The organism is Streptomyces sp. GD-15H (genome assembly GCF_045291515.1).
Lineage (GTDB): Bacteria > Actinomycetota > Actinomycetes > Streptomycetales > Streptomycetaceae > Streptomyces.
The window spans coordinates 8,448,466-8,468,889 of record NZ_CP149447.1 but is presented as its reverse complement, the minus strand read 5'-3'; the positions used below and the strand labels follow the sequence as shown (position 1 = coordinate 8,468,889).

Genomic DNA, 20,424 nt, shown 5'->3' with positions numbered 1-20,424 from the left:
CAGCGGGCAGGCACTCGCCCCCACCGTGACCAGTGAAAAGATGGCGGAAGCAGCCGCCGGCGACTGCCGACCACTCTATTGACGCGAACCCGACACATCGCACCAGGATGGTCACGACGCGGTCGGTGAAGACCAGCTCCTACTCGGGCCGGCGCCCGCCGCCCTCAAGCGCTCGTGGTCACGTCGTCGGTGCAGCTCCGTTTCGCGCGGAGCGCGCCACGGCTCAGTCAACTCCTCGGTCAAATCGCCGAGGTGTTGTCGTGAGATGCCGGTGGAGGCGGGATGGGGCAAGGTCGGGCGGGCCCACTTCTTGGTCACACGTGAAGAACCCGCGCGGCCGTCCTCATGTCACGGCCGTCCCACGATCAGCTATCACCGGCTGAGTCGCACGTGCCGGATGCGGTCACGCCTGGCCCGAAGCAGCGGCCGGCGTGACACCGAGCGCGTCGGCGAGCAGGGCGCGGGACTTCGCACGGGCGTCGGGGTCGGGGATGATGTCCTGCACCATGATCTCCTGGGCGCCTGTGGCGGCGGCCATCAGCTGGAGTTGCTCGCGCACCGTGTCGGGGCTGCCCGCCAGCTGGCGCGGCCAGTGGCCGCCGTGGATGACCGTCGGCGCGTCCTTCTCCGCCTTGCTCAGTTCCCGTTCGGCCTCGGCCACGGTCGGGACGGTCGCGGACGACCCCATACGTCCGAGGCGGGCGTAGAGGGCACGTGTGGGCCAGACGAGGCGCCGGGCCTCGGCGTCGGTGTCCGCGACGACGACGTTGACGGCGAGCATCGCGCGGTGGTCGGTACTCCCGAACGCGGTGGGGGTGAAGGCGTGACGATGCCCCAGCAGAGCCTGCTCGGCCCGTGCGGGGTTGATGAAGGCGGCGAACGCATAGCCCAGGCCGAGCCGTCCGGCCAGGTGCGCGCTGCTGCCGGAGGAGCCCAGGAGCCACACGTCGGGCCGGGTGGACACGCCCGCCGTGAGGTCGATCTGCGCGAAGGGGTGGTCTTCGGGGAAGGCGCCGTGCAGGTAGGCCAGGATCTCCTGGACCTGCCCGTCGAAGTCGTCCACGGGCCGTGCGGTGCGGTCCCGGCGCAGCGCCAGGTCGATCACGGGTCCGGTGGTGGCGCGTCCGAGTCCGAGGTCGATCCTGCCGGGGCTGAGGGCTTCGAGTTGCAGGAAGGTCTCGGCGACCTTGAAGGGGCTGTAGTGGTTCAGCAGCACTGCGCCCGAGCCGACGCGTATCCGGCTCGTCTCACGCGCAGCCAGGGCGATGAGCAGCTCCGGTGCGTGAGAGGCGAATCCGGGGGTGCCGTGGTGTTCGGTGTACCAGATGCGGTGGTAGCCGAGCTCCTCGGCCTGGCGGGCTGCGTCGAGGGCCGACTGAAGAGCGGTGGTCTTGTCCGTGCCGGGGGTGACCGTGCCGAGTTCGACGAGGGAGAGCTTCATGCCTGGGGCTCCTTGGCGCTGCGTAGGGCCGGGTGGTTCGCGGCCAGCCCGTTCTGGTGGGGGGTGCCCAGGTGGTCGCGCAGGGTGGTGCCTTCGTACTCGGTGCGGAACACGCCGCGCTTCTGCAGGATCGGCACCACGTGGTCGACGAAGTCCGCCACGCCGTCGGCGGCGTCGGGGGAGATGGTGAAGCCGTTGCCGATGCCGGCCTCGAACCAGTGCTGCAGCATGTCGGCGACCTGCTCGGGGGTGCCCAGGGCCACCGGGTGGTACTGAATGGGCCCGTGGGCGATGACGTCGCGCACCGTCCAGCCCTCCTTCGCCAGGCGCAGGGCCAGCGGCGCGCGGGGATCGCCGGGGTGGGCGCGGGCGTCGCGCAGCAGTTCCTCGTGGACCGGCTTGTCCAGGTCGTCCATGCTCAGCGGGACGCCGATCTGGGTGCCGAGGTAGGCCACCTTGGACGGCAGGTCGCCGAGTTCGTCCAGCTCCCGGCGCCGTTGGAGCGCCTCGCGCTCGGTGGAGGCGACCGAGGTGACGATGCCGTTGAAGACCGTCATGTGGTCCGGGTTCCGGCCGTACGCCTCGGCGGCTCGCCGGACCGCCTGCCAGTGGGCGGTGGCGGAGGAGAGGTCGAAGGGGTTGTTGTAGACGGCGTTCGCGTAGGCACCGGCGAGGGCCAGGCCGTTGGGCCCGCCGCCGGCCTGGAAGACGACGGGCTGTCCCTGGGGGACGGTGGCAGACCCAACGGGCCGCGCGAGAACATGCGCCGTCCGCGCGCCATCACCGGTCGGATCCGTTCGGCGTCGGCGAAGCGCCCGTTCTGGGTGTCCAGCAGCAGCGCGTCCTCGGGCCAGCTGCCCCACAGCGCCATCACGGAGGCGATGAACTCCTCGGCGTGCGCGTAGCGTTCGGCCCGGTCGGGGATCTCGGCGCCGAAGTTCAGTGCGGCGGCGGGGTGGGAGGTGGTGACGGCGTTCCAGCCGATCCGGCCGCCGCTGACCAGGTCCAGGGCGCGGAACTGGCGGGCGACGGTGTAGGCGTGGTTGAACGTCGTGGACGCGGTGGCGACCAGCCCGATGCGCTCGGTCTCCCGGGCGAGGGCGGTCAGCACGACGACCGGGTCGAGGGCCGCCTGCGGTGAACTCGTCGCCAGGTCCACCGTGACGGCTGGGGTGTCGGCGAAGAAGATCGCGTCGAGCTTGCCCCGTTCGGCGGTCCGGGCCGCCCGGACGAGGGCGTCGACGTCGATGAAGGCGTTCGCTTGGTCCCCGGGCCAGCGCCAGGCGCCCTGTTCGATGCCCGTACCGCCGATGAGCTGGACGGTCAGGTGCATCTGTGGTTTGTGCATGTCGAATCCCTAGCGATGTGGGATGCCGTCGCCCCGCACTCATAAGCGGAGGTAGCATCCACTTCCGCTCGGGACGATACGGAGGTAGCCTCCGGTACGTCAAGGCTCAGAGTCACGGCCGTACAGGAGGGCCACCATGGCGAGCGGGCAGTCAGGGGAGCGCAGGCCGCGCAGCGACACACTGCGCAATCGCGCCAAGATCCTCGACGTGGCGCTCCGCCACTTCTCCGAGCACGGCATCGGCACCTCACTGGAGGCGATCGCCAAGGACGCCGGCGTCGGCCCCGCCACGCTCTACCGCCACTTCCCCCAACGCGAAGCCCTGCTCGCCGCCGCCCTGCACGTCCGCGGGGAGGAACTGCTCGCCCGCCGCGCCGAGATCGAACGGATCGCGGACCCGGACGAGGCACTGCGGCAGTGGATGCGGGTCCTCGAGGACTACCTGAGCCTCTTCAGCGGGCTGCCCGACCCGGTGATCAGCGCCCTCGAGGAGGGTGACTCCCCGCTCGCCGTGTCCTGCCAGAACCTGATCGCCATCACCGACGAGCTGCTCCGGCCTGCGCAGCGCGACGGTACCGCACGGGCCTCGGTCCAGGCCGACACCCTGTTCCTCTCCGCACTGTCCCTGGCGTGGGTCAGGAGTGCGGGAACTGCGGACAGCGCCTCGCTGGAGGCCTTGCGGGCGATGACGGAGACCGGCTACGCGAGCGGAGCCGACCGTCGGCCGTAGCCGAGCCACACCCGGCCAAGACCGTCGGCGAGCTACCGGCCGGCCAAGCCGAACAACTCACCCAGATCGCGGCATGACGGCCCCAGCTCGCCGACTCCTGACTCCGCTGCCGCATGGAACGACGACTGTAAGGATTCCACTTTGAAGGTCATTGGCGTCACTGAGTTCGGAGGGCCGGAGGTCCTTGGCATTCACGAGGTTCCGGAGCCGCACGCGGGTCCTGGAGAGGTCCGCATCAGCGTGCGGGCGTTCGCTGTCAGTCCCACCGATACGCTCGTGCGTACAGGGCAGCCGGACACCAGCGGCGTCGAGCCGCCCTACGTGCCCGGCATGGATGCGGCCGGCCTGATCGACGAGGTCGGTGAAGGGGTCGAGGGCTGGTCGGTCGGCGATGAGGTCATGGCAATGGCAATTCCGCTGGCTGGCCATGGCGGTGCCTATGTGCAGAAGCTTGTCGCTCCCGTCGGATCGTTCACCCGCATCCCTGCGAACACGTCACTCGAAGAGGCTTCGACGATCCCGATGAACGGGCTCACCGCGACGCAGATGCTGGAGAAGGTCACCCTGGCACCGGGACAGGTGCTCGCGGTGTCCGGCGCTGCGGGCCTGCTCGGCAACTATCTCGTACAGCTCGGCAAGGCGGCCGGACTCACGGTGATCGCTGACGCTGCGGACAAGGACCGCGCCCTGGTCGAGTCCCTCGGCGCAGACCACGTCGTCGAGCGGGGGCCGGGGTTCGCCGACGCGGTCCGCGCCATCGTCCCAGGGGGCGTGGATGCGCTTACGGACGCGTCCGTACAGCGGGAGGAGGCGCTGCCGGCCGTCCGTGACGGCGGGGTCTCAATCGACGTGAGGCTCTGGAAAGGGACCGGTGAGCGCGGCATCCGCTTCGAGCAGGCCGTGGTGGCGGATGAGTATCACTCCTTCGGCAAGCTCGACGCGCTGCGCCAGCGAGTGGAAAACAGGCTCCTCACCCCCCGTGTGGCGGAGGTGCTGCCGGCTGCGGAGGCATCGCAGGCGCACCGGCGCCTCGAGGCCGGGGGCGTGCGCGGCCGCTTCGTACTGGTCTGGTGACCGAGGCCGTCGGCTGAAAGGGTTCGACCTCGTCGAATTCTGAGTTAACCCGGCTCGCTCACCTGGAGATCGGTTTCGCTTCAGAAGGGGTCAGATCCAGAGCAGGAGCGCGGCGATGGCGACGGTGGCCTGGTAAAACTCGTGAGGGGGCACCGGCCAAAGGCCGGTGCCTTTGCCCCGCAGGGGCGGGCCGCGGGCGCGCAGCGCCCTTCAAGGCGGCCCGGCGCGAAGCGCCCCGCCCGGCCAGGGCGGGCTGGGAACGCCCGCGGCCGCAGGCCGCTCTGGGGGCACCCCAGCCCGCAGGGCTGTCCATTACCGTGCCGGCTGCCCGCCACTGGGTCGGGGGCGGGCAGCCGGCGGGGATTGAGGATGGTACTTCCCCCCGAGTGGTGGACACCTGACCGCAGGCCCCGGCCGGGGTCGGCAGAAGGTAATCGATTATGGTGATGAAGGTATATTCGCCCGAGTTCAAGGCGGATGCGGTCGCGCTGTACCTGTCGGACCCGGACCACACCTACGAGGGGGTCGGGAAGGACCTCGGCGTCAGCCGCGAGACGCTGCGCAACTGGGTGCGCGCCCACCGCGCCCGCAGTGGCGAGGACCCGGCGACGACGAGTACGAGCACGAAGGACGGCAAGACCGTGGCGAAGGCGGCCACACGCGAGGAGCTGGAGGCGGAACTGGCCTCGCTGCGCGCGGAGTTGAAGCAGGTGCGCAAGGAGAACCAGAAGCTCGCCACCGAGCGTGACATCCTGCGCAAGGCCACGAAGTTTTTCGCCTCGGAGATGACCTGGTAGGGAGCCGTAATTTAACTACTGCCGGATTCGGGTCAATATCTCGGTTCTGTGTGCTAGTTGAGCTGCTGTGGCGATTCCGGATGAAGTCCTGGCGGTACTGGATGCGAAGTTCGCGGCGGTGCTGCCGCATCTGGACGAGCGGCAGCGCCGTCTGTATCTGGCTTCCGAGGCCGAGGCTCTGGGGCATGGAGGGATCGCGGCCGTGGCCAGGCTGGCGGAGGTCTCGGAGTCGACCGTCGCACGAGGGCGTGAGGAACTCGCGGGCGGAACAGAGGCGTTGGGGCGGGTGCGCAGACCCGGCGGCGGGCGCAAGTCTGCCGTCGAGCGCGATCCCGGTCTGGTGGCGGCTCTCGAGTTGTTGATCGAGCCGTGTGAGGTGGGTGATCCGGTGTCCCCGCTGCGCTGGACCACTGCCTCGCTGCGGGACTTGTCCCGGGAGTTGACCGATGCCGGTCATCCGGTCAGCGCCCCAGTGGTCGGCAGCCTACTGCGTGCGATGGGCTTCAGCCTGCAGGGCATGGCCAAGACTCAAGCCGGCAGTCAGGTGCCCGACCGAGACGCCCAGTTCCGTCACATCAACACCGCCGCCGAACGCTTCCTGGCGGGGGGCCTGCCGGTGGTGAGCGTGGACACGAAACAGAAGGAACCGATCGGCGACTTCGCCCGGCCCGGCCGCACCTACCGCCCCAAAGGCCAGCCGATCACCGCCCCGGACCACGACTTCATCGGCCCCGACACCCCGGTCGCCATTCCGTACGGCATCTACGACCTGGGGCGCGACAGCGGCTGGGTAAACGTGGGCACCGACCGAAACACCGCCGCCTTCGCGGTGGAGTCCCTGCGCCGCTGGTGGAAGGTCCAAGGGCGCCTCGACCACCCCAGCGTGGACCGCTTGCTGGTCACCGCCGATTCCGGAGGGGCCAACTCGGCCGACTCCCGCCTGTTCAAGATGGGCCTGGCCGACTTCGCAGACGAGTGCGGACTGCGCATCACCGTCATGCACTTCCCGCCAGGTACTTCAAAATGGAACAAAGTGGAACACCGGCTGTTCTCCCGGATCACCCACAGCCTGCGCGGGCAGCCTCTGACCAGCTACGAAGTGCTGCTGGAGACCATCTCAGCCACCCGCACCAGCACCGGACTGACCGTTCATGCCGCACTGGACGAGAATGCGTACCCCACCGGCCGCGTGCTCACCCGAGCTGAACGCAAGAGCGCCGAGCGGCGGGTCAAACGGGACGAGTTCCACGGCGAGTGGAACTACACCATCGCCCCGCAGGACCCCGACCAGCAGCTTCCGGCAGATTCACACGACGAGTCGGGACCTCCGGTCCCGGCCGAGGCCACCTTCCTCCTCACCCACCCCGCACTCACGGGCATGCCCCGAGAACAGTTCGAACAGCTCGTGCTCCAGCTCGAACCATGCCAACAGGTCCTGACCGAAGTCGAGCGCCAGAGCGCAGGCAGGGACGGCCGCGGCCGCAACCCCGGCTTCGGCACCCTCGATCACCGCCACCGCGTCCTGGTCGCCGTGCTTCGCAGCCGCAACACCGTCACCTTGACCCTCGCGGCCGAGCTGATGGGCCGCAAGCGCAACGTGCTGAGTTACCACGCCGGGAGGTCCAAGCCGATGCTGGCCTTCGCCGGGCCCGAACTTGCCAGAGTCCTCGTCTTCCGCCGGGCCCGCCCTCCCCGCACGCTCGAAGCCTTGAAGCGCGTGATCGAGCACCACGACAACGAGATCAACTCCGGCAGTAGTTAAATTACGGCTCCTAGGCCGCTTCCGGTTCATCGAGGACCACCGCGGCGCCTTCGGCGTCAAGCGGCTGTGCGAAGTCCTGGAGGTCGCCCGCTCCAGCTTCCACAAGTGGCTCGCCTCCCGTCCGGCCCGCGAGCAGCGGGAACGCGAGGACGCGGAGCCGGCGAAGAAGATCCGCGCCATCCATGCCGAGTCCGGCGGCGCCTACGGCGCCCCCAGGATCACCGCCGAGCTGCGCGCGGCACACGGTATGGAGATCAACGAGAAGAGGGTCGCGCGAGTGATGCGCACGTTCGGCATCGCCGGCTACCGCAGGCGCAGGAAGGCCGTCACCACGGTCCCCGCCCCGGATGCCTCACCGGTGCCGGACCTGTTCAAGCGGGACTTCACCGCCGATGCGCCGAACGTGAAGTCCATGGGCGACATCACGTACCTGCCGGTGGGCGACGGGGAGTTCCTGTATCTGGCGACCGTGATCGACTGCTTCAGCCGCCGGGTGGTCGGCTGGTCCATCGCCGACCACATGCGCACCGAGCTCGTCGCCGACGCGCTCAAGGCCGCAGCCGCCCTGCGGGGCAGCCTCGACGGCGCGATCTTCCACACCGATCACGGTGCCCAGTACACCGCAGCCGAATTCGCCGCACTATGCGGCGAGTTGGGCGTAACGCGGTCGATGGGCGCGGTCGGCACCTCGGCAGACAACGCGGCCTGCGAGTCCTTCCACGCCTCCCTGAAGCGGGAGGTCCTGCAGGACCGGCGCCGTTGGGACAGCGCCGAAGAGTGCCGCCGCGAGGTGTTCGCGTGGCTGGTGAGATACAACTCACGCCGCAGACACTCGACCAACGGCCAGATGAGCCCTGTGGCCTACGAACAGTCACATAGCATGGCTCTTGCCGCGTAAGCACACGAAACGTGTCCACTTTTCGGGGTGAAGGCCCCCCAGACCCCGCTGTCTCTCACCCCACTGTCCCGAAACCGAGAGATCGCAATTCGAAGCTCAGCACTTCGGGTGGTGACCCTCCGATTGGAGAAGAACAACCGGGACGTAGTTGCCGTCGGAGAGCTGCACCCACTTGTTGTTGCTGATCCCGTCGGCGTATTCGTGTCCTCCGTACAGCCAGCACACCCCCTGCAGCCACTGGCCCGGCCTGACAGGGTACGCAATGTTGTGGTCGCTGGACGGGCCCTGCCGCACATAGCCCGGGATGCGGACGATCACTGAGCTTGCGGCCTGGGCGGACACCGAGTCCCGGTTCGCTGACCCCGGCGTCTCCGTTACGGCGGCGGCGGTGGTGGCGCTCAGAACTCCCGTCAGGGCGGCACCAGCCGCAGTCAGTGCCAGTGTGCGCTTGAAGGTGTTACGCATGCCTCTCCTGTGCGTTCATGGCTCATGCGCTGATGACCGCGTGAGCTCTCCTTCTTCAGAAGCCGACCGGTCCGGGCTCGTTCCTTCGGCCCTGCCACCGAACCCCGGCTGGCTCCTGTCAGTCTGTGACGGCCGGGCCCACCGGATGAAGTCCTTTCGGCGTGGACCGAAAGCACCCGATGCCGCCGCCCTGGCCGGAGTAGGCGCCTGGCCGTCCGCTGGGAACGCCGCCTCGGCCTGCACGACGCCCTCGTCTCTTGAAAACCACCCGGCGCTCCTCACCAAAGAGGGCCCGGGCCCGCCGGACGCTCCGGCAGGCCGGGCCCTCTCCGGCGCCACGGCGTTCAATGCCCGGTACCGGATCCCCAGCGGGTCAGCTGTGGTCAGCAGTAGTTGCTGACGCCGCCGGTCTCGTTGCCCTTGAGCAGGCCGCCCCAGATCCATGCGCTGTTGGAGAGCTTGACCCACTTGTTGTGGTAGATGCCGTTGGCGTTGACCCAACCGCCGTACTGCCAGCAAAGGCCGTACGCGTCGTATCCCTTGCTCACGGTGTAGTTGATCCCGTAGCTCGTGGACGGCCCGTACCTGACGTTCCCGTGGATCCACGTCTCCACCCAGGCGCTTTGGATGCCCACGCTCTGGGTCTGCGGCGCGGCGGCCGGTCCGGAGTCCGCGGCGACGGCGGACGCCGGGGTGGCCGCCGCCCCCACAAGGCCGGCGAACGCGGCGGCCGTGGCCAGGGCCCCGAGGATGCGCTTATGCACGATTCTTCTCCCTTGTCGAACCAGAAACGCCGTCAGTCTGCGGCGACCGGACCGGCTGGGTGAAGTCCTTTCGGCCTGGGCCGAAACCTCGGGCGAGACGGCATGGCCACGAGGTACGGCGCTACGGACCCACCACCGCGTCTGCCGGGAGGGCCCAGGCAAGCGCCGCGGGCGGACGTGCGCCCCCTCGGCTCCATGCCGGCGACCACCTGCGCGTGGTGCGGTGCGGGGCGCCGGTTTGAAAACCCCGGCCGGCTCGAAGAGGCTGAGCCCGCTCGTGCCGGTGACCAGGAGGGGGAGCGGGCGTGGCGCTTCGGATCCACTTCACACTCGAGGACCTGGGCAGAACCCGGGTGGCACCCGCCATCCGTCCGCTGCAGGAGTTGAGCATCGCCCTGCGGGTCTGGCGGAACACGACCCCGCCCCCGCGCCTGGCGGCGTGGCGGCGGGAGACCGCCGCGCGGCTGCCGGCCGCGGCGCGGCCGGCGTTCGAGCTGACACCGTCCCACGGCTGGGTGCCCGACTTTTTGGCCCCGACCGCGGCAGGGGAGCCGGAAGAGCTGCTGGAGCAGGTCCGTGCCACCCCCCGCCGCCGGCTGCGCGGCGAGCTGGCGGACCTCGCCGCGCGGCAGCCCGGGCCGCGGTGGGCCCGGCTGCTCGGCGAGGACCCCGCCGTGCTGCACCGGCTCGTGGACGGCCTGACCGCGGCCCACGGCGTCCTGCTGGCCCCGTACCGGTCCCAGATGGAGTCCCGGCTGAAGGCCGACAGCACCCTGCGCGCCGGACACTTCCTGCACGGCGGGGTGGATCGGGTGCTGGCACGGCTGCATCCGCGGCGGATCCGCTGGGAATCCCCCGTGCTGTCGGTGACCATGGCCTCGGGCATCGACGCCGACCTGCACCTGGCCGGGCAGGGCCTGCTCCTGGTGCCCTCCGTCTTCGGCACAAACGCCCCCGTGATCGTCCCGGACGCCCGGCCGCAGCCGATGCTCTTCTATCCCGCCTCGTCCGATGCCCCTCTGCCCGACCTCGTCCGGCCGCGCACGGGCCCGCCCGCGACGCTGGCGCAGCTGCTGGGCCGGACCCGGGCCGCCATCCTGCTCACCGTCGCGGACCGGGCCGGCTGCACCACAACGGAGTTGTCGACCACGGCGGGGGTCTCGGTGTCCACCGCCAGCGAGCACGCGACGGTCCTGCGGCAGGCGGGCCTCATCACCACCACACGCCACCACAGGGCGGTCCTCCACACCATGACACCCGCCGGCCGCGCCCTGCTCAACACGACCTGACGGACGGGCTCAACGGCGGGCGCGGCCGTTGCCCGCCTCCCTGCACGTCCCGTGCTGTCCCCAGCGCCCGGCGCCTCCCCGCCCGTGCGGGGATGGTCCCGGGTTGATCGCCCACACCTCGCCGTCGGCGTAGTGCTCCCCGCGCCCGCGGGGATGGTCCTCAACGAGGTACTGAACAACACGAACACCGAGCCGTGATACCGATCGGCAACACAACGACCTGGCGATTCGTCAAAAACATCAGCGCGAAACCGGCAACCACCGTCAGCGGCACGACACCGGCCGTCATCGATCCCGACCAGGGCCAACACCACCTCGGATCGCTGACACATCAACACCGAAGCAATACAGACAAACTGCCGCAGATCATCATTTCGGCCGCCGCCCGTGCATCGGGCGACGACATGCCAGGGGCGGGGTTCGATGCGCCTGCAGGCGCATCGAACCCCGCCCCTGGTGGTATGGGCGCACCCCGTCCGGTCACCTACTGTCGTCTCGGCCGCGATTGCTCATACGCGACGTCGTTGTCGGACATGAGCCATGCGGACGGTGCGTGCGGCTGATCAGCGGACCGGCGGTTTCGGCCCCTCGCCGTCAGCGGCGATTGTTCCCGCGGTCGTGGTCGCGGTCGTGCCGGTCGCGGTTGTTATCGCGGTCCTGCCGGTCCTGCCGGTCGCGGTTGTTATCGCGGTCGCGCCGGTCCTGCCGGTCGCGGTTGTTATCGCGGTCGCGCCGGTCCTGCCGGTCGCGGTTGTTATCGCGGTCGCGCCGGTCGTTGTCCGTGGCGTAGGAGCCGGTGACAACGCGCTGGGCGTCGGAGTGGGGCGCTGCCGAGGCCGTACCGCCCGCGGCGAGCACGGCGCCCGCCGCAACAGCCACCGAGGCGGCCGCGGTGGCGACCCGCCTTCCGAATATGCGACTCATGATCATTCCTCCTTGAACGACATGCCGACGTCCCGCAGAGCGGGACGTCGGACGGTGCCCCGAGGCGATGGGGCACCGTCCGAAACGTCCCATGCTCGGGCATCACGGGCATGCCGTGCGCCTCCAAACCAGTGAACGCGAAACGCTTCAGGCGCCGGTGGTCCTACTCGAAGGGTTCGCCCGACACCAGGTCAGAGTGAGGTTGCTCCCCGGGAGTGGACACCGGGTTCTATGCGACGAGTTGCAGCGTACGTGACGTGATCATCTGCTGCTCGAACCCGATCGGGGTGAGGTGGCCGAGCGCGGAATGACGGCGGCGCCGGTTGCAGTACGACAGCCGGCGGAAGCTCTCCAGCCATGCCCGATCCCGCTGACACCCGGCGCTGCTCCTCCTGATCCACACCCCGAGCACAGCAACAACCCACCGGCCAGTGGATCAGAACTCACGAAACTTAAGACAGCGTCATCCATCACGCGATAACACCCCCACGACAGCGATACCCCGCGGATCTCTCACGTCCAGGACAGCAACCCCACCCCCCGAAACCACCACCGACCAGCATCAACACACCCAGGTCCGCTGTCTCTCACCCCACTGTCCCGAAACCGAGAGATCGCACTGTGCCACCCGGTGTCAGCGGCGGACCATCACACGCCCCCACCGCGGCCAGCAGGACGACGGCCGGCAGCGGCCGCCGACGCCTGCCGGCCACTCCACCGACACGAACTCGACACATCGCAGGCTGCCGGTGGCCGCCGCGGTGCGAGACGGGTAGAGCCGGCGGAGGCCGGTTCACAGGCGGACGATGACCAGCGCGACGTCGTCGCGTCCGCCGTCGGCCACGCCGAGGCGGGTGAGCAGGGTGTCGGCCAGACGGTCGGGGCTCAGATGGGCGTGGCGGGCGAGGGCATCGGCGAGGCGGTGCAGGCCGGCGTCGATGTCCTCGCCGCGGCGTTCGATGAGTCCGTCGGTGTAGAGCACGAGGGTGTCGCCCGGGGTGTAGGGCACCGTGGCCTGGGGGCGCGGAGTGGTGGGGTCGGTGAGGACGCCCAGTGGAGGGTCGGTGGCCTCATCGAGCAGGACGACGGTGCCGTCCGGCCGGGCCAGGAGGGGCGGGAGGTGGCCGGCGCTGGTGTAGGTGAGGTGCCGTTGGCGGGTGTCGATGACGGCCTTGACCGCGGTGGTGGCCAGGGCGCCCTCGAAGGCGCGGGCGTACCGGCTCAGGACGTCCATGGCCGTGCCGGGTTCGTGGATGGCGCGCACGGCGGCGGACAGGGCGCTTCGGAGCATGCCCATGACGGCGGCGGCCTCCAGGCCGTGGCCGACCACGTCGCCGACCGCCACGCTGTACGTGTCCTCGGACAGGTCCACCACGTCGTACCAGTCGCCGCAGACGTTGAGGGATCGGACGGCGGGCAGGTAGCGCACGGCGATCTCCCGGTGGCAAGCCAGGTCCGGGGAGTGCAGCATGACCTCTTGGAGGGTGAGGGCGGTACGGCGTTCCCGGTCGTGGGCCTCGCGGAGTTCCTCGTTGAGGCGCTGAAGTTCCTGCGCCCGCGTGAACAGTTCGGCCTCCGTCGCCCTGTGCTCTGCGCCCGGGGCATCCGGCTTCAGGCGGAGGGGACGAGTCAGCGCGAACTCGGTCATGTCCTCCACCCGGTGGAGGATCCACTGCACCTCTCCGTCAGCTCCGAGGACGGGTGTGTTGACGGGCGACCACCACTTCTCCCGGAACACTCCCGGACGGCCGGAGACCGGGATGTCGTACTTCTGCACCGCCATCGTGTCCGGTTCCTTTGAGCGCATGACCCGCTGCAGGGAGGCCTGGAGATTGTGCACCCCGTCGGCGTCCGGATCTGCCGGATTCTCGGGGTGGGCATCGAAGAAGTACCGGCCGAGCAGCTCTTCGCGGGTCCGGCCCGTGGCCCGCAGATAGGCCTCGTTGGCCTCGACGATCACCAGCTCGGGGTCCAGCACCAGATAAGGGCTGGACGCCACGGCGAACAACGCCCGGTAGTCGATCCGCGAGGTGGTCACACACGCTCTCCTGTCCAGTCCCCCCTGTCTCATTCCCGGTCCTCGACCATGCGGTCAGCCATAAGCGGCGGTCTGTCGGCTCGCCGGAGGCGCCGAGCAGGCGAACGATCAACTGGACCAGAGCCGTATCAGAGCTCTCCGCCCGACAGGCCATGCGCTCACGGCGCCAACCGCACGGCGCAGGTGCCAGGGGAAACGCTCACTCACACGAGGACCGGTTATCCGACCACTGGGCCACCTGTTACAGGTCGAACTCCAGATGCTCGGCGTCGGTGAACTCCACCTCCAGGCCGTGGGCGCGGCGGCCGCCGTCGCGGAAGTAGACCTCGCCGAAGCCTTCGGCGGCGATGCCGCGGAGCTGTTGCTCGCTGGCGCCGGCGTCCTGGGCGTCGAAGAGGCGGGCCGCGTGGTGCGGGGGCGGGGCGAGGGTGAGGTGGCGGCTGCGGGCGTCGTCGGTGGTGCCGGGCGCGGCGGTGAAGCCGAACCGGGCCCGGGCGTCGACGACCAGGCCGGTGCTGGTGGCCGCCCGGCGCCGGGCGCGCTTCGCGGATGCGGGGCTGCCGGCGGGCGCGCACGGCGTCCTGAAGGCGCTGCGCGAGGTCGGCGCGGGGCCGGCGGATCTGGTCCTTCACGTACCGCTCCACGGTGCGCTGGGAGACGCCGAGCGCGTCGGCCACCGCGCGGGTGCCCTTGAGCTGCCTGCCCAGGTAACGCATCTGGGCGCCGGCCGACTTGGGGAGGGGGCGGGTGAACGCCTGCTGCACGGCCCGCTCGAGGCCGTCTCCGACGATGCCCACGGGACTCTCCGTTCGGGGAATCGGAGGAGGCGCAGCGGGGCCGGCGCCTCGTGAAACCCGCTCCGTAGAAGACGACACCGGCTGCCCCGGCCCCACCGCTGGCATCTCGCCCCTGCCACCACAGTGCTGACCAGCGACAACACACCCCGCGCTATACCGACCGGCAACCAACTGACCCGCACCCTCACCAAAAACGTCAGCCCCAGATCGGCATCCATGACACCACTCGAAACCCCCACCGCAACGAACTGACCTGCAGAAACCCCCTACCTCCCGCACTGACGTCACCATGCCAAACCACCACCGACAAAAACTTACAGATCATCAGAAAGGCACTCTTGCGCGGACCGGTCGGTCGGCCGAATACTCACCCCCAGCGCTTGTCAGGAGCACGGCATGTTCGGAATCCGGGCGGCCGCCTGACTGCGCCTCACGGGCCCGAACCCCACGAGGGCCCCCTACTTCCTTTGTGGAGGAACGAGAAGTGAGGATCAAGCGCACCACCCCCCGCAGCGGCATCTCGAGACGTACCCGGCTGATCGCCGTCTCCACCGGCCTCGTGGCCGCCGCCGCGATCGCGATCCCCAGCGCGAACGCGTCCGAAGCACCCACCACCTTCAGCTCCGCCGAGCTCAACAGCGTCAGCAAATCGGTGCTGAAGGCCGACATCCCGGGCACCGCCTGGGCCGTCGACAGCAAGACCAACCGGGTCGTCGTCACCGTCGACAACACGGTGTCCCAGGCCGAGATCGCCAAGATCAAGCAGCAGGCCGGCGCTGACGCCGGCGCACTGACGATCAAACGCACGCCGGGCACGTTCACCAAACTCATCGAGGGCGGCGACGCCATCTATACAAGTACCGGGCGCTGCTCCCTCGGCTTCAACGTCCGGTCCAGCAACGGAACCGAGTACTTCCTGACCGCCGGACACTGCACCAAGGTCGGGGACATCTGGTATGCCAACTCCGCCCGCACCACGGTGCTCGGCACGACCGTCAGTACCGGCTTCCCGGGCGACGACTACGCCATCGTCCGGTACACCAACTCCTCGATAGCCAAGCCCGGCACCGCCAACGGCGTGGACATCACCCGCGCGGCCACCCCGAGCGTGGGCACCACCGTCATCCGCGACGGCTCCACCACGGGTGCGCACAGCGGCCGGGTCACCGCGCTCAACGCGACCGTGAACTACGGCGGTGGCCACATCGTCTCCGGTCTCATCCAGACCACGGTCTGCGCCGAGCCCGGCGACTCCGGCGGCCCGCTGTACGGCAGCAACGGCACCGCGTACGGTCTGACCTCCGGCGGCAGCGGCAACTGCTCCTCCGGCGGCACGACCTTCTTCCAGCCGGTGACAAAGGCCCTGAGCGACTACGGCCTCAGCGTCTACTAGGGCCTGTGTGATGTTGTGATCAGTCTTGCCGGTCCGGATCCGCCTGGAAGGCGGATCCGGTAGGAAGACAATCGTGACGCGCAGACAACTCACCGAAGAACAGTGGAAGTTGATCGAGCCGTTCCTGCCGATAGGCGAGTACGGCCCGTACCCCGAGCGGCTGCGGGATCAGTTCGAGGGGGTGATCTGGCGGTTCAGGACGGGCGCGCAGTGGCGGGAGATGCCGGGCGAGTTCGGCCCCTGGCCGACCGTCTACGGACGCTTCCGGCTCTGGCGGAACGCCGGTGTCTTCACCGCCCTGCTGGAGGGCCTGATCGCCGAGGCCGCCCGCCGGGGCAAAACGGACCTGTCCCTGGTCAGCGTGGACTCCACGACCGTCCGCGCCCACCACGACGCCGCCGGGATGCTCGTCGGCCAGGAGGTCATGGAGGCGCTCGAGGAGGCCGCCGCCGAGCAGGAACAGGCCCGGCAAAAGGGGGCGACAAGGCGGAACAGAACGGGCGGGACGGCGGAAACGGGCCCGAGCGGGAAGAACGCCGGCGCGTCCGCCGCCGACGCAGGCTCCGCCTGAAGGAAGCCCTGCTCGGCCGGTCCCGCGGCGGACTGACCAGCAAGATTCACCTCGCCGCCGACCAAAAGCGCCGGCCGCTGTCGTTCGTGCTGACCGCCGGGCAGGCCGCGGACAGCCCGCAGTTCATCCCCGTGCTGAACAAGGTCCGGGTCCGCGGGCCGGTCGGCCGGCCCCGCACCCGGCCCGGCGCGGTCGCCGCGGACAAGGCCTACTCGTCCCGCGCCAACCGCGCCTACCTGCGCAAACGGCACATCAGGGCGGTCATCCCGGAGAAGAAGGACCAGGCCGCCAACCGCAAGAGGAAGGGCAGCAGGGGCGGCCGTCCCGTCACTTACGACGCCGATCGTTACCGTGACCGCAACACCGTCGAGCGACTGATCAACCGGCTGAAGGACTGGCGCGGCATCGCCACACGCTTCGACAAGACGCCCGAGAGCTACCTCGCCGGCCTCGAACTCCGCGCCTCGATGATCTGGATCGGAGATCTCCTGCAAGCGGCCGATTGATCACAACATCACACAGGCCCTAGGTCCTGTCTGGAGTCCGGATCATGATTGTGGTGCGATGCTGCGGAGCCAGAGCATCGCACCGCATAGGTGCAGTCCGGCCGGTTTTGCCTGATTCCGGCGCCCTGCTCCGGTCCGGGCAGCGCCGCCGCCCGGACCACCGCCTGGTGCCCACCGAAGTTCACCGCCTCGCACGCACCCGACCCGCGCACCCAGGGGCCCGCCGCCGCCCACAGCGATACCGGTGAGGAAGAACAACGCGCGCCGGGCGAGAATCCAACATGACCGACCGCCGCCCGCTGGGCACCGGACCCACCCACACCGCCACCGAAGCGGAGCTGCCGCCCGCGCCACGCGCCCGGCTCGCCGCCGAACGCCTCCCCGCCGTCCCGGCCGCCACAGAGCCGGCGCCCACGCCCCCGCGTCCGGCCGGACGCCGCACCCTGGGCGTCGGCCCCGCCCCTTCCCGCGTTCCGGGCGCCTCAGCGGCCGGGTGAGCACGGCGGCCCCGCCGACGCACAACACCGTGCCGTCGTGCCGCCACCGAAGGATCAGAAATGCCGTTCCCATGACAGTGAGCCTTTTCCAACCTCAGGTTGAGGCGTGGTGAAGGGCGAGGACGGCCTTCACGAGGTCGGTGATCCGGTTGGTGCTGCAGCGAAGCTTCCGCAGCAGGCGCCAGCCCTTCAGGGTGGCCATGGCCTGCTCGCCGAGGCACCGGATCTTGGAGTGGGTGTTGTTGTGACGTCGCCGCCATCCCTTGAGGTAGCGGCCCCGGAAGGGCACACGGACGAGGCGGCCGGCGCCTTGGTAGGCCTTGTCCGCCCAGCACTTCAGTCCAGCAGCGGCGAGGGCGTCGATGATCCCGTGGGTGCGGGCGGCGGTCAGGTCGTGGGTGGCTCCGGGCAGTGCTGGGGAGGGCGCTGTCACGTTGTTGGGTGTGTCAGTGTCTGATGGTGCGTCGGGGCGTGGTGGGCTTGCGCTTCGGGCCTGGGGTCAGGCCGTGGTGGACCGGCCGGCAGCGCCGGTGATCTGCTCCCAGATCGCGAAGCGGACGGTCATCTCGGCGCGGTGGTCGGAGGCGGTCATCCGGGGGCGGCGGGGCCGGAAGTGGGGTGAGATGCCACTGAACGCGGACAGGAACCGCTGGGCCCCGCCGACGGAACGGAAGCCTTTCCTCGCCCGTTCGCGTTGCCGGGTGGGCTGGTGGCTGTTCTCGGCCCGGTTGTTCAGGCCCTGGTGCGAACGGTGCTCGACGGAGGGCATGACCTCGCGGTGGGCCGCGCCGTAGGAGCGGAGCTGGTCGGTGACGATCACCCGCGGCACGGCCCCGATTCCTTTGAGGAGCCGACGGAAGAAGCGCCGGGCCGCGGCGGTGTCCCGCCGGTTCTGGACGAGGATGTCCAGGACGTTGCCGTTCTGGTCGACGGCCCGCCACAGGTATTTCTGCTCACCGTTGATCTTGATGAAGACCTCGTCCAGATGCCATTTGTCGCCGGGCTGGGGCTGCCGGCGGCGCAGGCCGTGGGCGTACTGCTGACCGAACTTCAGGCACCAGCGGCGGATCGTCTCGTAGGAGACGATCACGCCGCGCTCCAGCATCAGCTCCTCGACCTCACGGAAACTGAGCGGGAAGCGGAAGTACAGCCACACGCAGTGCGAGATCACCTCGACCGGATACCGGTGCCCCTTGTACGACGGCGACATGCCCTCCACGGACGACCCCCTCCACCGTGATCATCCCGAGGATCCTCCCATCCTGTCAGCCAACGTGACAGCGCCGATCGAGGAACTCGGGCGGGCGGTGCGCACGGCGTTCGTCTGCGACTACCTCGCCGACGTCGAGCTGAGGCAGGAGATCCACGAGGGCTTGCAGGTCGTGGAGAACTGGAACTCCGCCGACCACGACCTGTGCTACGGCAAGGACGGCGATCTGGCCGGGCAGGACAAGGAGTCCCAGGAGGTGTCCATGCTCGCCCTCCACCTGCTCCAGTCCGCCCTGGTCCACGTCAACACGCTGCTGATGCAGCAGGTCCTCGCCGACCCGAAGTGGGCCGACACGCTCACCGACGCGGACCGGCGGGCGCTGTCCCCGCTGTTCTGGACCCACGTGAACCCCTACGGCCGGTTTGAGCTGGACATGAACAGCCACCTCGACCTGGACCTGGCCGTCCCGGCCGCGACGGTGCCCGGCCCGCGCAGCCCACAAGGCGAAGCGATTACCGCGGCCCTGGCGTGAGCCATGCGGGTGGGCCTCGGGTACTCAACGGCGTGCCGCACCGGTCAAGCCGATCCGTAATCAGATGATCGCAAAGGGTGACGCACAACTGAAGGAGTCGACGTGACCGACAATCCGGTCTCCTTGCCGCAAGATCCTGTCCCTTGGCTTCCTAAGATCCGAAACCAGTATCAATTGGATCTAGCCATTCTGGCTACCATTCAGCAGGCCATCGCTCAGGTCATTCCCCCCACCATTGGGGAGAAAGCAGCGGGGGAACTCACCACGGTCGCTGCTGGTCTGGAGAACTCCGATCGGGAGCTTGCCCCGCATGAGGTCATGCAGCAGCTCAGCCCGTTCGCTTCGGTCTTGCAGGACTTCCCTGACCTGTGTCCACCGCTAAAGCCGAAGTTCCCCCCTTGGCCACCGCCGTGGCCTGAGGGTCCGGTTCCCCCGCCGGGGCCCTGGCCCTGGCCTGGCCCCTGGCCGCCGGGACCATACAAGGACGTCGTACCAGTTCAGGCGCTACCGGTACTCAAGGCAGCCCAAGAAATTACCAAAGCCCTGGGGGATCAGGCAGCCGCATCAAAGGCGTCCGAGGTTCTTGGCCGTCTGCGATCCGCGCTCGTCGAGTGATCAACTTCCCACGAGAGGTGACGTCTGATGCCTGCCTACACAGTGGTCTTCAACGTCCGTGAGGGGCAAGAGGACATTCGAGGCGTCTCGCTGTGGACACGCGTGGAGCGCGATGCCGAGGTTCCAGCTTTCCCAGGCGTGGAGATGCAATGCAACGTCGACGCTGTAGACAAGGTGCAGATGTCGACGGGGCATGTACTCAGTGTCTGGTGGAACAAAACCTACTTTGGTCGTGAGGAAGGCGATCCGCATCGTCTGACAGAAGATCGTCTGCATGACATCGCCGTCATGTTGCTCCCAGGCCACGGCCCTTGGCTGCTGCGAGGAGAGCCCACACTCGACGGTCTGCTTGGGATCCAGGTCATCAACGACGAAGGAAAGTGCCTATTCATTGGAAAAGGGTACGTAGTCGACCTTGACGAACCACGACCGCACTCACAGTTCGTGTTTACTTTCGAGGAGGTTTACAACTGGGTGCGTGCAAGCCCCCTTTCGGGATGTACATCATGCAGAGGATCTCAGCGCAGAGAGTTCCCTGAAGCCAGGCCTGATTACGGTGCCCCCGACGGTGGCAGGCCCTGATCACGCAGCGCAGCGCGTGCGGTCCGGGGCGGATGCAGCGTGCCGAAGTGAGCCCAAAAGCCGCCAATAGGGTGTTGTCACGCACCCGACAACGTGACAACGCCCTGCGGCAAGTGCGGCCAGTTGACACAACTCGGCGCTGTCACGTTGGCTGACAGGATGGGAGGATCCTCGGGATGATCACGGTGGAG

At 69.0% G+C, this 20,424-nt stretch carries 16 protein-coding genes and 6 pseudogenes; 13 read left to right on the top strand and 9 right to left on the bottom strand.

Annotation, left to right across the window (positions count from 1 at the left end; translation table 11 throughout):
- Window positions 1–403: 403 nt before the first annotated feature.
- Window positions 404–1,441, bottom strand: a complete 1,038-nt coding sequence (locus WJ438_RS40240) for an LLM class flavin-dependent oxidoreductase (RefSeq protein ID WP_406729495.1) — start codon at window positions 1,439–1,441, stop codon at window positions 404–406.
- Window positions 1,438–2,774 (bottom strand): annotated as a pseudogene (locus WJ438_RS40235) (NtaA/DmoA family FMN-dependent monooxygenase). The gene WJ438_RS40240 and the pseudogene WJ438_RS40235 overlap by 4 nt, the downstream one beginning before the upstream one ends.
- Before the next feature lie 151 nt (window positions 2,775–2,925).
- Here WJ438_RS40235 and WJ438_RS40230 point away from each other — a divergent pair.
- The 5 genes and pseudogenes from WJ438_RS40230 to WJ438_RS40210 form a co-directional block, all read left to right on the top strand.
- Complete coding sequence (locus tag WJ438_RS40230; protein ID WP_406729494.1) at window positions 2,926–3,519, top strand: TetR/AcrR family transcriptional regulator; 594 nt, start codon at window positions 2,926–2,928, stop codon at window positions 3,517–3,519.
- 141 nt (window positions 3,520–3,660) lie between these two features.
- On the top strand, window positions 3,661–4,593 hold the full coding sequence (locus WJ438_RS40225) for an NADP-dependent oxidoreductase (RefSeq protein ID WP_406729493.1): 933 nt from the start codon (window positions 3,661–3,663) through the stop codon (window positions 4,591–4,593).
- Between the two features lie 440 nt (window positions 4,594–5,033).
- On the top strand, window positions 5,034–5,390 hold the full coding sequence (locus tag WJ438_RS40220; RefSeq protein WP_406729492.1) for a transposase: 357 nt from the start codon (window positions 5,034–5,036) through the stop codon (window positions 5,388–5,390).
- A gap of 73 nt (window positions 5,391–5,463) precedes the next feature.
- Window positions 5,464–6,681 (top strand): annotated as a pseudogene (locus tag WJ438_RS40215) (ISAzo13 family transposase); the annotation flags it as partial.
- Between the two features lie 478 nt (window positions 6,682–7,159).
- Window positions 7,160–8,050: pseudogene (locus tag WJ438_RS40210) on the top strand (IS3 family transposase); the annotation flags it as partial.
- Between the two features lie 96 nt (window positions 8,051–8,146).
- Here WJ438_RS40210 and WJ438_RS40205 read toward each other — a convergent pair.
- Window positions 8,147–8,515, bottom strand: coding sequence for a hypothetical protein (locus WJ438_RS40205; RefSeq protein ID WP_406729491.1), 369 nt, complete (start codon window positions 8,513–8,515; stop codon window positions 8,147–8,149).
- Window positions 8,516–8,898: 383 nt separating this feature from the next.
- Complete coding sequence (locus WJ438_RS40200; protein ID WP_406729490.1) at window positions 8,899–9,279, bottom strand: hypothetical protein; 381 nt, start codon at window positions 9,277–9,279, stop codon at window positions 8,899–8,901.
- A 305-nt stretch (window positions 9,280–9,584) separates the two neighbouring features.
- Here WJ438_RS40200 and WJ438_RS40195 point away from each other — a divergent pair, with 305 nt between their 5' ends.
- Together WJ438_RS40195 and WJ438_RS40190 are read left to right on the top strand one after the other, a co-directional pair.
- On the top strand, window positions 9,585–10,568 hold the full coding sequence (locus tag WJ438_RS40195; RefSeq protein ID WP_406729489.1) for a winged helix-turn-helix domain-containing protein: 984 nt from the start codon (window positions 9,585–9,587) through the stop codon (window positions 10,566–10,568).
- 194 nt (window positions 10,569–10,762) lie between these two features.
- Window positions 10,763–11,131: a hypothetical protein gene (locus tag WJ438_RS40190; protein ID WP_406729488.1), complete on the top strand. Its 369-nt coding sequence runs from the start codon at window positions 10,763–10,765 to the stop codon at window positions 11,129–11,131.
- A 31-nt stretch (window positions 11,132–11,162) separates the two neighbouring features.
- On the opposite strand, the gene WJ438_RS40185 is transcribed toward WJ438_RS40190, so the two are convergent.
- From WJ438_RS40185 to tpg, 3 genes and pseudogenes are all read right to left on the bottom strand, one after another.
- Window positions 11,163–11,492 (bottom strand): hypothetical protein, encoded by a 330-nt coding sequence (locus tag WJ438_RS40185; protein WP_406729487.1) that lies wholly within the window; start codon window positions 11,490–11,492, stop codon window positions 11,163–11,165.
- Between the two features lie 793 nt (window positions 11,493–12,285).
- Window positions 12,286–13,530, bottom strand: coding sequence for a PP2C family protein-serine/threonine phosphatase (locus tag WJ438_RS40180; RefSeq protein WP_406729486.1), 1,245 nt, complete (start codon window positions 13,528–13,530; stop codon window positions 12,286–12,288).
- 241 nt (window positions 13,531–13,771) lie between these two features.
- Window positions 13,772–14,327, bottom strand: a pseudogene (tpg, locus tag WJ438_RS40175) (telomere-protecting terminal protein Tpg).
- A gap of 484 nt (window positions 14,328–14,811) precedes the next feature.
- Here tpg and WJ438_RS40170 point away from each other — a divergent pair.
- From WJ438_RS40170 to WJ438_RS40160, 3 genes and pseudogenes are all read left to right on the top strand, one after another.
- On the top strand, window positions 14,812–15,720 hold the full coding sequence (locus WJ438_RS40170; RefSeq protein ID WP_406729485.1) for a S1 family peptidase: 909 nt from the start codon (window positions 14,812–14,814) through the stop codon (window positions 15,718–15,720).
- Between the two features lie 73 nt (window positions 15,721–15,793).
- Window positions 15,794–16,797, top strand: a pseudogene (locus tag WJ438_RS40165) (IS5 family transposase).
- Between the two features lie 281 nt (window positions 16,798–17,078).
- Window positions 17,079–17,294, top strand: coding sequence for a hypothetical protein (locus WJ438_RS40160; RefSeq protein ID WP_406729484.1), 216 nt, complete (start codon window positions 17,079–17,081; stop codon window positions 17,292–17,294).
- Window positions 17,295–17,388: 94 nt separating this feature from the next.
- Here the strand turns inward: WJ438_RS40160 and WJ438_RS40155 are convergent.
- Window positions 17,389–17,715: pseudogene (locus tag WJ438_RS40155) on the bottom strand (transposase family protein); the annotation flags it as partial.
- Window positions 17,716–17,793: 78 nt separating this feature from the next.
- Window positions 17,794–18,504, bottom strand: a complete 711-nt coding sequence (locus tag WJ438_RS40150; RefSeq protein WP_406729960.1) for an IS6 family transposase — start codon at window positions 18,502–18,504, stop codon at window positions 17,794–17,796.
- A 64-nt stretch (window positions 18,505–18,568) separates the two neighbouring features.
- Here WJ438_RS40150 and WJ438_RS40145 point away from each other — a divergent pair, with 64 nt between their 5' ends.
- From WJ438_RS40145 to WJ438_RS40135, 3 genes are all read left to right on the top strand, one after another.
- Window positions 18,569–19,036, top strand: a complete 468-nt coding sequence (locus WJ438_RS40145) for a Tn3 family transposase (protein WP_406729483.1) — start codon at window positions 18,569–18,571, stop codon at window positions 19,034–19,036.
- Window positions 19,037–19,138: 102 nt separating this feature from the next.
- Window positions 19,139–19,651: a hypothetical protein gene (locus WJ438_RS40140; protein ID WP_406729482.1), complete on the top strand. Its 513-nt coding sequence runs from the start codon at window positions 19,139–19,141 to the stop codon at window positions 19,649–19,651.
- Window positions 19,652–19,678: 27 nt separating this feature from the next.
- A complete protein-coding gene (locus WJ438_RS40135) occupies window positions 19,679–20,233 on the top strand; it encodes a hypothetical protein (protein ID WP_406729481.1) in 555 nt (184 codons plus the stop codon).
- Window positions 20,234–20,424: the final 191 nt, after the last annotated feature.